Here is a 12642-nt window from a genome sequence, read left to right on the forward strand (position 1 = left end):
GGGGCGCAGGGCCGGGCCCGCTCCAACCTGCCGGTCATGAGCGCCAACGTCTGGTTCACCTCCGACGTGCACTTCGGGCACGAGTACGTCGCCCGGCTGCGCGGTTTCGACACCGCGGCCGAGCACGACGAGGCCGTGTGCGACGCGCTGCACGGCCACATCGGCCCCAAGGACACCGTGTGGTGGCTCGGCGACCTGGCTACTTCGGCGCCCGGGCGCGCGCTGTCGTTCATCGGCGCGCTGGAGGCCACGCACCACCTCGTGGCCGGCAACCACGACCGCGTGCACCCCATGCACCGCAAGGCGCACAACCACCAGCGCGACTACCTCGAGGTGTTCGCCTCCGTCTCCGCGGCCGCGCGACGTCGTATCGACCGCCGCGAGGTGCTGCTGAGCCACTTCCCGTACGACACCGGTGACGACCAGGCCGACCACCCGGCCGCCGACGGCACGCCCCAGGTGCGCCACACCCAGTGGCGGCTGCCCGACGAGGGCCGCTGGCTGCTGCACGGGCACACCCACCTGGCCGACCAGGTGCGCCACGATCACCAGATCCACGTCGGCTGGGACGCCTGGTCCCGGCCCGTGCACCTCGACGAGATCGCCGAGTTGATCCGTCAGGGAGAGCAGGGCGGGTCGGCAGCATGATCCGCAAGATCCTGCGCGCCGCGGGCGCCAAGATCGTCGGCCCGGCGCCCTCGGGCGACCGCAAGGATCCGATGCGGGCCCACGACGGCGCGCCGACCGTGACCGACTCCCGTGGACCAGGAGGGCCCCGATGAGCTACTGCCGGTTGTCCAGCGAAGACTTCGCCAGCGACGTCTACGTCTACGAGTCCGACGAGGGCTGGGTGGTCCACGTGGCCGCGTCTCGGCACCGCACGGCCGAACCGATGCCGGCCCCGATCGGCGTCGACCCGGCCGTCGACCCGCACGGCTGGGCCGCGGCCTACCTGCGCCGCCACGCCGAGGTCGCCCGCATCATCGACGCCGCCGAGCTGGTGGCCATCGGCGGACCGTACGACGGACGCTCCTTCATCGAGGACACGGCGACGATGTGCGCCGACCGGCTCGTCAAGATCGTCGCTGCCGGGTACCGCGTGCCCGACGGCGTCATCGACAACCTGCGCGCCGAGCACGAGGAGATGGCCACCGATGCCTAAGAGCTCATTTCAGAATGAGCGGCGTGTCCGCTATGCCGGGCCGACGTCGTAGCGGGCGCAGCGTCCGCGACGCTCCAACATCGTGGTCATGAGCACCCCGACGCTGCCTTCGATGGCCGACCGGTTCGCCGCCGACGTCGCCGAGCACGAGCTGACCGTCCTGCACGACGACGGGCTGTACCGCCACATCCGGCTGGCCAAGCCCGGCACCGGCGTGCGCGGCTTCCAGCTGGTCACCTGGCCCGGCTACCTGGCCTACACCGGCGACATGGGCGCGTACACGTTCGCCCGCGAGGCCGACATGTTCGCCTGGTTCGGCACCGGACGCCCGAACCTGGGCTACTGGGGAGAGAAGGTCACGGCCGTCGACCGCCACGCCGCCGTCGTCGAGTACGACGAGGGGCACGCCGTGTCGAGACTGCGCGAGTACCTGACCGAGGAGCCCGAGTGGGCCGGCCGCAGCCGCGAGACATGGCACCGTCTGGTCTCCACCTTCGCGACCAACGAGGACCTGCACGACGAGACCACGTTCCGTCAGGCCCTGGACGAGTTCGACGTCGAGCACGACGCCGGGCTGACCGACACCGGGGAGTGGGACCTGACCTGTTGGTCGTTCCGCTTCGAGTGGGCGTGCCATGCGATCCCGTGGGCCATCGCCCGCTACCGCGACCACGTCGGACACCTCGAGGCAGCCGCATGAGCCTCATCAAGCCCGAGGAGGCCGCAGATGAGTGACACCGCTGACGGGGCGCAGGAGGTGCCGCGCTCCAACCTGCCGGGTATGAGTCCGACCAGCACGTGCCTCGCGCCCGCCGGGCTGCGCCGCGTCTACACGCTCGCCTACGACGGCGCGCCGGCGATGGGCGGTGGAGCCCACACGATCAGGATCGGCGCCGAGATGGCCACGCTTGACCAGGCCCAACGCGCCCTGGCGAATCTGCCGCGACGCGAGAACAAGCCCGCGCTGCGGATCGAATCACGCCTGGTGGGACCGTGGGAGGTCGTCGCCGATGAGTGACCAGACCCTGAGCCGCCCCCACACCCGTGGCCTGTTCGCCGGCCAGCCCGAGATCATCGGCCACCCACCCGTACCTGTGATGCTGCTGCACGGCTCCCTGGTGCGCGAGCAGGTGCGCGGACGCCCGGCGCCCGGCCGGCCGCTGCGCGCCAAGGTCCGCCTCGCCGAGGACACCACGCGCGGACGCACCGGCCTGCTGCTGGCCCGCCTGGTCGGCGACGACTCCGACGACGCCGACGCGCTGCGCGCTGTGGCCGACCGGCTGACCGTCGACCTGATGGGCACCGACGCCGCCCCGGCCCGGCCCCGCTACCGGGCACTGGAATGGGGCCAGATCATCGGGGCGCCGTGCGTCGTGTACTGCCCGCCCGCGCCCGATCTGGGCGCCGGCCGTCAGGTCGTGGCGTGGGTGCAGTCCACCCACCAGGCGCTCGTCCCGCTGGCCGACGCCCTGGCCGAGTACGCCGGCGAGCAGGCCGAGCGGCGCGCTCGCGAGGTACTGCGCCAGGCCCAGCAGGACGCCGCCGAGCACGCCGTGACGCGGCTGCGGGCCCACTGGTCGCAGGTCGACGGTCCGCTCGACGACGGGCTGGTCATCGAGCACGGCTCCGCTCTGGCGCCAGCCCTGCGTCGAGGCGAGCGGGTGCTGGTACGCGCCGACGTCCTGGATTCCCTGATCGACGACGCCGAAAGGAACCGCAGATGAGCGCCGTGATGTGCCTCGACCGTGACGCCGGAACCCCGCCCGTGCCGCTCGGCATCTTCCCCGGCGGCCCGGTGCGCGTGCGGCGCCGGTTCGGACGGCTTCGCCTGGAGCCGGTCAACGTCCCGCAGCGAGGTCGGCACCGCACCGTCACCGTGGCCGTCGAGCTGCGCACCGTCTCGGTCGCCGACTCACGCGACGACGACGCCCAGATCGTCGTCGAGGTCGCCGAGAACCTGGACCTGACCGAGCTCGGCGAGCCCGACATGCCAGAAGTCACGCGCCTGTGGCTGGGCGGCGAGCTGCACCTGTTCGACGCCGAGCAGGCGTGGAAGCTAGAGCATGTCGGCGTCACCGGGAACCGTCGGGCGCTGGTGCTGCGGCTGCTGGGCTCCGGGACACCGCTGCGCGACTACGCCGCCGCCCGCGAGGAGTACCTCCGGCGCCACCAGGCCGCCGAGGAATACCGCCATGCCAGCGACCAACGCCGCGAGCACATCGAGTCGCTACGCCGCCGCGCCATGGACCTGCTCGGCGACGACTTCGCGCTCTGGGTCGTCAACGACGGCCGCCAGGCCGAGATCGCCCCCGAGACCCTCGCCTGGCTGATGGACGCCGCCGGCATCCCCGAGACGACAGGAGACCCCCGGTGAACACCGACTACGACGTGCGCGAGATCCTCGCCCTGATCCCCTTCCAGCTCGGGTTCTGGCCCGCCGACTCGATCGTGGTGGCCGTCGTCGAGTCCGAGCCGACGGGGCACCATGTGCGCAGCGTGCGCCGCACCGACCTGCACGGCCCCGTACTGGACCCGGGCATCGCCGAGTCCATCGCCACCGAGATGACTCCTAGTCAGGACGGTGACAGCGTGCTCGTGGCGCTCTACACCGGCGACACCGGTCAGGCGAGACGCATCGTCGAACGCCTGCGGTCCTCGCTCCGTGTCGCCGTGGCGGTGCAGGTTCGCGCCACCGACTGGTTCGACCTGGACGTCTCGGAACCTGTCGCGTCACCGCTGGGCGAGCTGCAGCACACTCGCGTGCACGCCCGCATGGTGCTGCACGACAAGACGTTCACCGGCTCGCGCGAGCAGTCGATGCCGTACCTGGCCAGTCCGGACGCCCGTCGGGCGGCAGCCCGAGGCGCCGCCGAGCACACGCCGGGCCCCGGCGACGTCGCCGACCTCATCGCCGCCGTCGCCTCACCGGTCAGCGACCCGGTCGAGCTCGGCCGCGCCGCTGCCGTGATGGGTACCGACGGGGTGGTGGTGCGGCTGCTGACCGAGCTCAGCGACGCCCCCGGCCAGCCGTCAAGCTTGCTGGAAGTCGTCGACCACCTGCTGGCGATGTCGACTCCGGAGCCCGACGAACGCGCTCGCGCCGTCGAGACCCTGGCCCGTGACGCGGCTGCGCACGCCCCGCTCGAGATGCGTGCCGGGGCGTTGGTCACCGCGGCGGTGCTGGGATGGTGGTCCGCCGACGACGTCGCCATGGCCCAGATGCACGCCTCGGCCGCGCTCACCGTGACGTCGTCGCCGCAGGCGCGCACCGCGGCGGACCTGCTGAGCGCCGGCCTTGCGCCGGGGTGGGTGGTGTCCGCCAACATCGCCCGGATCGCGGGGGAGTGACCCTGGAGGGGTCACCCTGGGCTAGAAGTACCCGACGGAGTTGCGCGAGCGGTGTGCGGTGGTGGTCGGCTTGCCGACGCGGGCGTCGCCGCGCATCAGCGTGCCTTCGACCGCCCTGCGGTCACCGTGCTTGGTGACACCGGTGATCCGCGCGATGGCGAGCACGGTGCCCTCGGTGTTCACGATCTGGACCTCGTCGTTCTCCAGGACCCGGTCGGCGTTGAGCTTCCAGACGCCGCGGCCTGACGCCCAGGCCTCGTCCTCGTCCATGCCTGGCCACCAGCCGACGACCGTGCGTCCGAGGGCGTCGTCGGGGTCGGCCTCGCGGCGGGTTCCGAGCTGAATCTGCAGCATGTCGGGTGCGCTCCCTAACTCGTTGACTTGTTTCTAAGTTAGGGCACGACCGGATACTTGTCAACAAGTTGGAAAGTTCGATTCGCCAGGGCGCGGTGCGCGTGGTGCTCCAACCTGCCGGACATGAGCACGACGCACCCCAGCGGGATCTACCTCTCGCTCGCCGCCGCGGCCGTCCTGGCCGTGCTCGGTGTGCGCCTGGGGCTGGCCGCCGACGGCATCGACGGGCGCACCATCGGCGCCTGCACGCTGATCGTGGCCGCCGGCGCCTGGGCGATCAGGGTGCGCGACGTCGTCGACCAGCGCGCCCGGCGCGCCCGGATGCGAGGAGAGCACCTGTGACGATCATCCCCAAGGCCGAGGAGGACCCGGATCTGCTGGTCTGGGTCGACGTCGAGACCACCGGCCTCAAGACGGACTCGTGCCAGCTTCTCGAGGTCGCCTGCCTGATCACCGACACCGACCTGAACCTGCTCGACGAGACCGGCGACCACGCCGTGGTGCGCTACGACGGCGACATCGACTTCCTGCGCGCGAACACCGACGCGTTCGTCGAACAGATGCACGAGCGCACCGGGCTGTGGGACCGGATCGCCTCCGGCACCCCGCGCGAGCAGGTCGAGGGTGAGCTGCTGGCCTACATTCGCCAGTTCGCGCCGGCCCGCCGTCAGGGCCGTCTGGCCGGCAACTCGGTGCGCCTGGACCTGAACTTCCTGGACGCCCACCTGCCCGCCGTGACCGAGCACCTGCACTACCGCAGCATCGACGTCTCGTCCGTGGCGGCGCTGGCCTACTGGTGGTTCGGGTCGGACACGTGGACCTCCAAGAAGGCCGCGCACACCGCGATGGCCGACATCCGCGAGTCTCTGGACCAGCTGCGCCGCCTGCGCGATCGCATCTTCACCCCGGCCGGGCAGGTGGCCTGATGGCGTTCCGAGGACCAACGGCCGGGACCTGCGAGCCCGAGGTGGATCCCGCCGCGGTGCCTGGCCACCTGTTTACCGCCTCCGGCAAGTGGAAGTACGAGGTCAGCCTCGACTACCGCCACGTGACCGCGCCGCGCTACGAGGTCGCCGCCCAGGCCGCTCAGGCGCTGGCCGCCGCCACCGACGCCAGAACCTCCGGTGTGGCGCTGCGCGAGATCCCCGAGGGCTGGTCCCTGGTCGTGTTCGACGCCCCGGCCGGCTTCCCCGTCATGGTGCGCGGGCCGCACCCGGTGCAGCCGTGATGCGGATCCTTGTCACCGGGTCGCGCACCTGGGACGACGACGAGACGATCCGCCGCGCGCTGACCGGCGCTGCAGGTGTTGTTGCGAGCCAGGTCACCCTCGTGTCCGGTGCCTGCCCACGCGGAGCCGACGCGATCGCTGAGCGGGTCGCCCGCGAGCTCGGCTGGCACGTCGAGCGTCACCCGGCCGACTGGCAGCAGCACGGTCGCCGCGCCGGGTATCTGCGCAACGCCGCCATGGTCGCCGCGGGCGCCGACGTGTGCGTCGCCTTCATCCGCGACGGCTCGCGCGGAGCCTCCATGACTGCTCGCCTGGCCCACCAGGCCGGCATCGACGTTCACGAGCATCACACCACCGGGACGCAGCGACCGGACCCGTCCAGCCTTCCGGATGTCAGCATCCGAGCCGACCGGGAGGAACGATGAGCGCCGTCATCACCCACGCGATGGACACCTGGCGTCACATCCGCGCCGAGTTCCAGGACCTGCTCGAGGCCCGCTACGCGGCCGCCGAGAACGCGCTCGGCCCGGCTCTGCTGAACCGGCGCGGCTGGGAGGCAGGAATCGACCCGATGAGCCTGTTCTACGGCCCACGCACACGCGTAGACGCCTACGCCTCGCGCGAGCTGCTCGACTGGTTCGCCGAGCACGGCCGCACGACCTACACCGAGTTCGAGACCCAGTACCTCGAAGCGATGATCGACCCAGGCCGGGACACGACGATCCAGGAGGCGGACCCATGGTCTCTCGCTCGATGAGGTTCGTGTGCGTGCGCTGCCGCGCCGTGGCCCTGCGCCCCTGCCGACGCCATCCCTGCCAAGACATCGTCGTCTCGGCGCGCTGGCGCCCGCCGCGTGGGGGTGACGACGCGGCGTGGCGGCGCATCGCCCGCGGGGAGCTGTTGTGGGACCGTCGAGCGGTCCAGCGTGCCGAGGTGCGCCGTGCGCGGCGTCGCGACCGCTACCTGGAGGTCATGCGGGCACGTCGCCGCGATCAGCGCCTCGCGGCCCGGTGAGTCCTGGGCGCGGCCACTGCAGCCCTCCAACCTTTCGGCCATGACGACGACGACCAAGCCGGCCAAGCCGGCCAAGCGCGGGGACCTGGCCATCATCACGTTCTACGCGACGGCGAACTCCCCGGCCCGAGTCGAGCTCGGCGTCGTCGCGTCGATCACCCGCGCCGGGCGCATCAAGGCTGTGCGCGACGTGTACGGCCACCGTGTCGTGCTGGACCGTCTGGCCCGCCGCGGAAAGGTCGTCGTCGTCGGCGCCGACCAGATCGACGTCGCCGCGGCGATGGGCGCCTACAGCGAGCGGAACTACCCCAGCGACCTCGACGGCTACATGGTGCCACCCCTGGCAGACCTGGACGAGGCCCGTCGGCTGCTGCATCCGCACCGCACCGACGCGGCCTCGACCAAGGCCAGCGCAACCACGAAGGGTGCGTGAGGACGATGGTCGACCGCATGCCGATGGACCACGAGGTGCTGGGCTCGCTGGCCGAGTTCATGTCGAAGATGCGCTACCAGGAGACTCCGGACGGCTACCGGATCGCCTCGATTCGCCTGGCGCCCGTCGACGACGGTGACGACCTGCCGGTGATCGAGCTACGCCATGTCGACATCGACGACGACCAGTTCGGCAAGTTCGTCCTGGACGTGCCCGACGGCGACGACGAGAGGTCCCCATGACTCAGATCGTGCGGGCCGGGTGCCCGTGCTCCTGGCACGGCCAGTACGCCTCCCAGGCGCTGGCTGACGCCGCGCTGCGCCGACACTCGTGCGAGCGCTGGCAGGCCAAGGCCGACGCCGCCCGGCGCCGCCGTACCTCCTCCTCCGCGGTCGACCGCACCCCGAAGACCTGCGCCCACGACGGCGCACACACCCACGGCACATACGCCATGTACCAGCTCGACAACTGCCGCTGCCAGCCATGTGCCCAGGCCCGCAGCGCCTACAACCGGGTCCGTGCCATCGACCAGGCCAACGGCCGCACCGCCTACGTCGACGCGCGGCCGGCGGTCACCCACGTGCGCCGGCTCATGGCGGCCGGACTGGGCTGGAAGCGGGGTCGCCGACCTCGCCGGCGTGTCCCGCTCGACCCTGTACCCGCTGCTGTTCGGACGCCGCGACCGCGACGACGGCGCGCCGCGCACCCGGGCCCGCGCCCGCACGGCCCGCGCACTGCTGGCCGTGCCGATGCCACGACTGGACGACCTGGCACCAGGGGCGAACACCGACGCGACCGGGACAAGGCGCAGGGTCCAGGCGTTGCAGGCGTGCGGATGGTCGGTCGCCCAGATCGCTGCCCGAGCCGGAGTTGACCCGCAGCGTTCCGGCCACCCTCACCGAGCTCATCACTCTCGGCCGGACGCTGACCAAGCGCGCCGCGGACGTGCTCGCGTTCTTCGACCTGCCCGGAACGAGCAACGGCCCCACCGAGGCGATCAACGGCCGCCTCGAACACCTGCGCGGCTCAGCGCTCGGCTTCCGCAACCTCACCCACTACATCGCCCGATCCCTGCTGGAGGCCGGAGGCTTCAGACCCCTGCTACACCCTCAACTGCATTGAGCCAGTTTTCTCATGAATCATCGGATCTGCCTCAGATCATCCTCAAGTCCTGGGATGACTGGCATGCAGCATACGTGAGTGGGCTAGTGTCGCTGGCGCAGGGAACATTCCCATCACGAAGGAGTAGATGTGAAGCGTCACAACGCTATCCTGGCGACATCGGCTGCCGCGGCCATGCTCGTCGGGCTCGCTCCGGCCTCGTCGGCCACCCCCCCTGACCCGGTGGCCCCTGACCCGGTGGCCTTCGAGCTTCAAGTGCCGGCAGGAGTGAAGGCCTCGCCTGACCTGCAGGTGATCCTCGACGCCTGGCCGTCGCAGGAGTACGAGTCGAAGCTGGAAGTCGGCGACGAGTTGACTTCGTTCCGGATCGTTCCGGAGGTCAGTTCCTCTGACGGAACGACGATCTCCGTCCACATTCCCGCAGACTCCCTCCCAGCCGACGCGATCAACTCCGAAGGGCTCGTCCACTTCGATGTGACCGTCCTCGATTCAGGGGGCAAGAGCGACTGGGTGGGCACGACGTCGCTGTCGGTGCAGGAACTGGACCTCCACGGGCAGAGCGCATGGGCCGACCCGCTGTACATCCCCGAGCACCCGGACGGCCCCACGACCCTTTCAGCCTCACGCCCCCAGGTCGCATCGGCCGTACTCACCAGCGTCGCATCGAACTCCAAGCTGAACAACGTGCTCTCGACGTCCAGTGACACCGACACTGCCGTCCCTTTGTCAGTGTGCCCTCCTTCCAAGAAGACGCTGAAACAGAGCAGTAGGAGGTGGGCTACTGTCGGGACTACTTACCCTCTCAAGGGGAGTGACAGTGGCACCAAGGCCCGTATGCAGTACTCGAAAACTGCTACCCACAAGACCACCTTCGGAATCGCGGCCAGCAACGGCGGCTGGAGTTCCAGCGGCACCAAGACGGTTTCCGGCAGTTGGGGCCACGATTGGAACTACTCCAAGCAGTACCGTGCGTACCGCGTCGAGGTCATGTACGGCAAGTACTATAACAGTGGATGGGCCTGCGGCGCTGGTCGGAGCACCTGGGAGCCTCGCTACGAGACCGGCGGAGTCACCCATGTCAATCTTTCCAGCCGACCGAGTCCAACCTACAAGAACTGCTCGATCGTGAGCGCGGGAACGTGGACCCGCGGTCTGTCCGACGGGCATTCATACAAGCACTCCACTGGAGTAAAGTTCAAGTCGGTCATCGGCGTCGACCTCTCTGTGGAAGGCCAGTTCAACTCGGCGAAGACCTACCAGTACAGCATCGTAGGAAACAAGCAGAAACTCTGCGGAAAGCAGACCTACCCGTCGAAGGCGGGAAATATCGCCCTGTATCGGCGATGAACTGACGGTGCGGGGTGGCGGGAACGGCCACCCCGCACCTGGTCACTCACCCATGAAAGGGCTGAGAATGATGAGAGTTCGTAGTCTGGTGTCGGTTTTGGTGCTGCTTCTCGTCGCGGGCGCGTGTTCGGCCACGAGCGCCGTGCACAAGGACGACGAGGCGCATCCGCTGTCGCTCACCTACGGAGGATCGGGCGAAGGCACATTGCTACCGCCCGAGGAGCGGGCCGAAGGCGAAGTCTGGGCTGGAACGTTCGGGTCGTTCCTGCCCTGCACCATCGGAGGTAAGGGGCCGGTCAGGATCACCGGGATCGAGTGGAGTTCGGACAAGGGGCTGGAGCCCGAGTCAGTCGAGACCTTTGTGCGCTCCTTCGACAGCGCCACGTCGGATCCGTATTTGAGTACGCATGGAACACCTCTGGATCCGCAGGACGAGGAGTTCGACGGTGAGGTTGAGTCGGATGCTGTCGGATACGTCGCCACCGCTTCATGCGATGACCTTGCCGGTTCCGACGGCCAACTGGACGAGATCATGGTCGCGGCCAGCGTCGGGGATGCCGGAGGCCATATCGGGGAGCTGCGGTTTCATTACGAGGCCGGCGACGATCCGTACATATTGGAGATCGACTGGGACTTCTACCTGTGCGGCAGCGCGGTCCCGGACGATCTCGAGTGCTCGTAGGCGGGCGAGGTCTGAGGGCTCAACGCAGTTGAGGGTGTCAGCCCGACGGCGGCCCGGCCGCCTCGTGGCGCACTCATCGCGCAGTCCGCAGCCGGCTCAGGATCCGCTCACGCAGTAGTCGCAGCGACTCCATCGCCAGTCGGGTGCCCTGCATCGAGCCGGAGGCCGCAGCGATCTCGTCGGCGAAGCAGACGAACGCGTGAGCCATCTGCCGGCACCGCTCTGCAGGCTCGACCGGCGTGCCCGTGAACTCCGGGATCGCGTCGCCGACCACGCACCGACGGATCTGGTGGATCGCATGGTCCGACAGCCCGGCCTCGCGCAGCGACCGCCCCGAGGGGTGCGCCGTGCCCATACGGGACCGCACGAGCATGTCGCGCAGGATCGGCGCCAGCCACTGCGTGACCTGCTCGGTGTCGGTGACCTCGACGATCACCTCGACGTCGTCGAGATTGCCCAGCGTGGCCGATTCGCACAACGCGATCGCGTCCAGTGCGACGTCCAGGTCGCCGTTCATCCTCGTCATGGCAGAGATGTTGGAGATCTCCGAGCGCGGCGCCCCGCTCACGAGCTCATCAGTGCTCCGGTGGCCAGGGCCGCCGTCAGGCCCACGACCACCGCCGCAGGCACCCCGATCGCAGGACGAGGTGCGGCGGGGATCACCCACGTCAGGCGCGGCCGACGACGACTGGCGACCGGAGCCGGACGCGCCGTCTCGCGGGGAGGCTTCGGACGGACCGGCGCCTTGTCGGCGGTCGTCATGCGACTGCCGAGACCGACTGTGCGGTCCGCACCAGCTCGGCGGCGCGTTCCAGCTTGTCCGGTTTGAAGCCCGTCCAGTGCTCGCCGCCGTCGGGGGTCTGCACGACCACGACCGGCGCTGCGAAGTAGCCCAGCGCCTTGACCATCTCGGCCGCGGCGGGATCCTCGGAGACATCGACGACCCTGTACTCGACGTCGAGACGGTCCAGCTTGCGGTAGGTCGCGCCGCACTGGACGCAGCGGGGCTGGGAGTAGACGGTGATGGTGGAAGCCATGGGGGAGCAGCCCTTCACGGTAGGTCGTTCGAGTCGTACAGGTGGTGTTGACAGCGGACCGGCGCGGCGAACAGCTCGGCTGCGGACACCACGGCCCTCGAGCTCGGCGGCGGCCATCGCCACCGACCGGCGCACGGCCGTGACCCCGCCAGGGGCCCGCACTGTGGGCAGGCGGCCATCGGAGATCCGGGCGTAGACGTACTTCACGCCCACGCCGAGGATCTGCGCCGCCTCGCGGGTGGTCAGCAGGTCGCGCACGGGGTCCAAGTCCGGCAGCCGACCGTCGGGCGGGACACACACCTGCCAGGCGTCGCCCTCGCGGCGACGTGCCGGCAGCGTCCCGGCCAGCACGTGGGCGCGCAGGCGCATCTGCGGCACACCCAGCCGGCGGGCGGCCGCCAGCATCCCGGTCCACGCCGGACCGGGCTCGGGGGCGCGAGGGCGTGCGCGATCCGCGCGGCACGGTTCGTCGCCCCACGAGGCGGCCTTGCGAGCGGCGTACACCGACCTTGCCAGCCGCACCCGGTCACCCCGCGGTGCGGACAGCCAGGCCAGACGCCGCGCCCCAGCCCGTCCAGGACCCGTGTCGTGGCGGTCGTAGACCGAGCGCGTGTCGTCGTCGAGGAGGCTGAACGGGTCGAACATGGCTGCCAGGCGCCGCACCAGCTCGAAGAACTCCGCGTGGTTCAGCGACCGGATCGCCTCCCAGTCGAACCCAGCAGCCCGCTCGAGAGCGACATCGTCGACGTGCGGCGACCAGTCCGGGTCGGTCAGCCACCGGCGCACGTTCCCTGCCCGCAGCAGGTGGCTGCTCCTGGCCCCGGAGACCTTCGCCGCCCGACCGATCAGGTCGCGCACGTAGGCATCGTCCAGGTCACGGTCCGGGTCGTAGACCTCCCACAGCGCCTCGCGGAA

At 70.1% G+C, this 12642-nt stretch carries 23 protein-coding genes and 2 pseudogenes; 20 read left to right on the plus strand and 5 right to left on the minus strand.

Annotated elements, in window-relative coordinates; translation table 11 throughout:
- Positions 1–36 precede the first annotated feature (36 nt).
- The 8 genes from PZC42_RS14765 to PZC42_RS14800 all read left to right on the plus strand — a co-directional run bounded on the left by PZC42_RS14765 (position 37) and on the right by PZC42_RS14800 (position 4510).
- Positions 37–648 carry a metallophosphoesterase family protein gene (locus PZC42_RS14765; protein WP_277212307.1) on the plus strand — a complete coding sequence of 204 codons (612 nt, stop codon included), beginning with the start codon at positions 37–39 and terminating at the stop codon, positions 646–648.
- Entirely contained in the window at positions 645–782 is a 138-nt protein-coding gene (locus tag PZC42_RS14770; protein ID WP_277212308.1) for a hypothetical protein, read from the plus strand. Before PZC42_RS14765 ends, PZC42_RS14770 begins: the two co-directional genes overlap by 4 nt.
- Positions 779–1162, plus strand: a complete 384-nt coding sequence (locus tag PZC42_RS14775) for a hypothetical protein (RefSeq protein WP_277212309.1) — start codon at positions 779–781, stop codon at positions 1160–1162. The genes PZC42_RS14770 and PZC42_RS14775 overlap by 4 nt, the downstream gene beginning before the upstream one ends.
- A gap of 88 nt (positions 1163–1250) precedes the next feature.
- On the plus strand, positions 1251–1862 hold the full coding sequence (locus tag PZC42_RS14780) for a hypothetical protein (RefSeq protein ID WP_277212310.1): 612 nt from the start codon (positions 1251–1253) through the stop codon (positions 1860–1862).
- A gap of 27 nt (positions 1863–1889) precedes the next feature.
- The gene (locus PZC42_RS14785) at positions 1890–2180 is read left to right on the plus strand and encodes a hypothetical protein (protein WP_277212311.1); all 291 of its coding nucleotides are present in this window, start codon (positions 1890–1892) and stop codon (positions 2178–2180) included.
- A complete protein-coding gene (locus PZC42_RS14790; protein WP_277212312.1) occupies positions 2173–2886 on the plus strand; it encodes a hypothetical protein in 714 nt (237 codons plus the stop codon). Before PZC42_RS14785 ends, PZC42_RS14790 begins: the two co-directional genes overlap by 8 nt.
- Positions 2883–3536 (plus strand): hypothetical protein, encoded by a 654-nt coding sequence (locus PZC42_RS14795; protein ID WP_277212313.1) that lies wholly within the window; start codon positions 2883–2885, stop codon positions 3534–3536. The genes PZC42_RS14790 and PZC42_RS14795 overlap by 4 nt, the downstream gene beginning before the upstream one ends.
- On the plus strand, positions 3533–4510 hold the full coding sequence (locus PZC42_RS14800; RefSeq protein WP_277212314.1) for a DUF4192 family protein: 978 nt from the start codon (positions 3533–3535) through the stop codon (positions 4508–4510). The genes PZC42_RS14795 and PZC42_RS14800 overlap by 4 nt, the downstream gene beginning before the upstream one ends.
- Before the next feature lie 21 nt (positions 4511–4531).
- On the opposite strand, the gene PZC42_RS14805 is transcribed toward PZC42_RS14800, so the two are convergent.
- A complete protein-coding gene (locus tag PZC42_RS14805) occupies positions 4532–4864 on the minus strand; it encodes a hypothetical protein (protein WP_277212315.1) in 333 nt (110 codons plus the stop codon).
- 123 nt (positions 4865–4987) lie between these two features.
- Between PZC42_RS14805 and PZC42_RS14810 the strand changes: the two genes are divergently transcribed.
- From PZC42_RS14810 to PZC42_RS14865, 12 genes and pseudogenes are all read left to right on the plus strand, one after another.
- Complete coding sequence (locus PZC42_RS14810; RefSeq protein ID WP_277212316.1) at positions 4988–5206, plus strand: hypothetical protein; 219 nt, start codon at positions 4988–4990, stop codon at positions 5204–5206.
- The gene (orn, locus tag PZC42_RS14815; protein WP_277212317.1) at positions 5203–5790 is read left to right on the plus strand and encodes an oligoribonuclease; all 588 of its coding nucleotides are present in this window, start codon (positions 5203–5205) and stop codon (positions 5788–5790) included. The genes PZC42_RS14810 and orn overlap by 4 nt, the downstream gene beginning before the upstream one ends.
- On the plus strand, positions 5790–6092 hold the full coding sequence (locus PZC42_RS14820; protein WP_277212318.1) for a hypothetical protein: 303 nt from the start codon (positions 5790–5792) through the stop codon (positions 6090–6092). The genes orn and PZC42_RS14820 overlap by 1 nt, the downstream gene beginning before the upstream one ends.
- Positions 6092–6517, plus strand: coding sequence for a DUF2493 domain-containing protein (locus PZC42_RS14825; protein ID WP_277212545.1), 426 nt, complete (start codon positions 6092–6094; stop codon positions 6515–6517). The genes PZC42_RS14820 and PZC42_RS14825 overlap by 1 nt, the downstream gene beginning before the upstream one ends.
- Positions 6514–6849 carry a hypothetical protein gene (locus tag PZC42_RS14830; protein WP_277212319.1) on the plus strand — a complete coding sequence of 112 codons (336 nt, stop codon included), beginning with the start codon at positions 6514–6516 and terminating at the stop codon, positions 6847–6849. The genes PZC42_RS14825 and PZC42_RS14830 overlap by 4 nt, the downstream gene beginning before the upstream one ends.
- Complete coding sequence (locus tag PZC42_RS14835) at positions 6831–7106, plus strand: hypothetical protein (RefSeq protein WP_277212320.1); 276 nt, start codon at positions 6831–6833, stop codon at positions 7104–7106. The genes PZC42_RS14830 and PZC42_RS14835 overlap by 19 nt, the downstream gene beginning before the upstream one ends.
- 40 nt (positions 7107–7146) lie before the next feature.
- Entirely contained in the window at positions 7147–7539 is a 393-nt protein-coding gene (locus tag PZC42_RS14840) for a hypothetical protein (RefSeq protein WP_277212321.1), read from the plus strand.
- Positions 7536–7781: a hypothetical protein gene (locus PZC42_RS14845; RefSeq protein WP_277212322.1), complete on the plus strand. Its 246-nt coding sequence runs from the start codon at positions 7536–7538 to the stop codon at positions 7779–7781. The genes PZC42_RS14840 and PZC42_RS14845 overlap by 4 nt, the downstream gene beginning before the upstream one ends.
- On the plus strand, positions 7778–8413 hold the full coding sequence (locus tag PZC42_RS14850; protein WP_277212323.1) for a hypothetical protein: 636 nt from the start codon (positions 7778–7780) through the stop codon (positions 8411–8413). The genes PZC42_RS14845 and PZC42_RS14850 overlap by 4 nt, the downstream gene beginning before the upstream one ends.
- Positions 8410–8661, plus strand: a pseudogene (locus tag PZC42_RS14855) (transposase); the annotation flags it as partial. The gene PZC42_RS14850 and the pseudogene PZC42_RS14855, both read left to right, overlap by 4 nt.
- 129 nt (positions 8662–8790) lie before the next feature.
- Positions 8791–10008, plus strand: coding sequence for a hypothetical protein (locus tag PZC42_RS14860; protein ID WP_277212324.1), 1218 nt, complete (start codon positions 8791–8793; stop codon positions 10006–10008).
- Between the two features lie 100 nt (positions 10009–10108).
- Positions 10109–10690, plus strand: a complete 582-nt coding sequence (locus PZC42_RS14865; protein WP_277212325.1) for a hypothetical protein — start codon at positions 10109–10111, stop codon at positions 10688–10690.
- A 73-nt stretch (positions 10691–10763) separates the two neighbouring features.
- On the opposite strand, the gene PZC42_RS14870 is transcribed toward PZC42_RS14865, so the two are convergent.
- From PZC42_RS14870 to PZC42_RS22675, 4 genes and pseudogenes are all read right to left on the minus strand, one after another.
- On the minus strand, positions 10764–11216 hold the full coding sequence (locus PZC42_RS14870) for a hypothetical protein (protein ID WP_277212326.1): 453 nt from the start codon (positions 11214–11216) through the stop codon (positions 10764–10766).
- Between the two features lie 38 nt (positions 11217–11254).
- Positions 11255–11452, minus strand: coding sequence for a hypothetical protein (locus PZC42_RS14875; RefSeq protein ID WP_277212327.1), 198 nt, complete (start codon positions 11450–11452; stop codon positions 11255–11257).
- Positions 11449–11727, minus strand: a complete 279-nt coding sequence (locus PZC42_RS14880; protein WP_277212548.1) for a glutaredoxin domain-containing protein — start codon at positions 11725–11727, stop codon at positions 11449–11451. Before PZC42_RS14880 ends, PZC42_RS14875 begins: the two co-directional genes overlap by 4 nt.
- A gap of 138 nt (positions 11728–11865) precedes the next feature.
- A pseudogene (locus PZC42_RS22675) lies at positions 11866–12372 on the minus strand (helix-turn-helix domain-containing protein); the annotation flags it as partial.
- Positions 12373–12642 lie beyond the last annotated feature (270 nt).

The sequence above is a fragment of the Isoptericola croceus genome (assembly GCF_029382255.1).
Taxonomy (GTDB): Bacteria; Actinomycetota; Actinomycetes; order Actinomycetales; family Cellulomonadaceae; genus Isoptericola; species Isoptericola croceus.

Coding starts and splice junctions, on each gene's coding strand:
- PZC42_RS14795 (WP_277212313.1), top strand. CDS start 2,883: ATGAGCGCCGTGATGTGCCTCGACCGTGACGCCGGAACCCCGCCCGTG.
- PZC42_RS14870 (WP_277212326.1), bottom strand. CDS start 11,216: ATGACGAGGATGAACGGCGACCTGGACGTCGCACTGGACGCGATCGCG.
- PZC42_RS14775 (WP_277212309.1), top strand. CDS start 779: ATGAGCTACTGCCGGTTGTCCAGCGAAGACTTCGCCAGCGACGTCTAC.
- PZC42_RS14810 (WP_277212316.1), top strand. CDS start 4,988: ATGAGCACGACGCACCCCAGCGGGATCTACCTCTCGCTCGCCGCCGCG.
- PZC42_RS14770 (WP_277212308.1), top strand. CDS start 645: ATGATCCGCAAGATCCTGCGCGCCGCGGGCGCCAAGATCGTCGGCCCG.
- PZC42_RS14780 (WP_277212310.1), top strand. CDS start 1,251: ATGAGCACCCCGACGCTGCCTTCGATGGCCGACCGGTTCGCCGCCGAC.
- PZC42_RS14875 (WP_277212327.1), bottom strand. CDS start 11,452: ATGACGACCGCCGACAAGGCGCCGGTCCGTCCGAAGCCTCCCCGCGAG.
- PZC42_RS14850 (WP_277212323.1), top strand. CDS start 7,778: ATGACTCAGATCGTGCGGGCCGGGTGCCCGTGCTCCTGGCACGGCCAG.
- PZC42_RS14790 (WP_277212312.1), top strand. CDS start 2,173: ATGAGTGACCAGACCCTGAGCCGCCCCCACACCCGTGGCCTGTTCGCC.
- PZC42_RS14820 (WP_277212318.1), top strand. CDS start 5,790: ATGGCGTTCCGAGGACCAACGGCCGGGACCTGCGAGCCCGAGGTGGAT.
- PZC42_RS14840 (WP_277212321.1), top strand. CDS start 7,147: ATGACGACGACGACCAAGCCGGCCAAGCCGGCCAAGCGCGGGGACCTG.
- PZC42_RS14835 (WP_277212320.1), top strand. CDS start 6,831: ATGGTCTCTCGCTCGATGAGGTTCGTGTGCGTGCGCTGCCGCGCCGTG.
- PZC42_RS14765 (WP_277212307.1), top strand. CDS start 37: ATGAGCGCCAACGTCTGGTTCACCTCCGACGTGCACTTCGGGCACGAG.
- PZC42_RS14785 (WP_277212311.1), top strand. CDS start 1,890: ATGAGTGACACCGCTGACGGGGCGCAGGAGGTGCCGCGCTCCAACCTG.
- PZC42_RS14830 (WP_277212319.1), top strand. CDS start 6,514: ATGAGCGCCGTCATCACCCACGCGATGGACACCTGGCGTCACATCCGC.
- PZC42_RS14825 (WP_277212545.1), top strand. CDS start 6,092: ATGCGGATCCTTGTCACCGGGTCGCGCACCTGGGACGACGACGAGACG.
- PZC42_RS14805 (WP_277212315.1), bottom strand. CDS start 4,864: ATGCTGCAGATTCAGCTCGGAACCCGCCGCGAGGCCGACCCCGACGAC.
- PZC42_RS14880 (WP_277212548.1), bottom strand. CDS start 11,727: ATGGCTTCCACCATCACCGTCTACTCCCAGCCCCGCTGCGTCCAGTGC.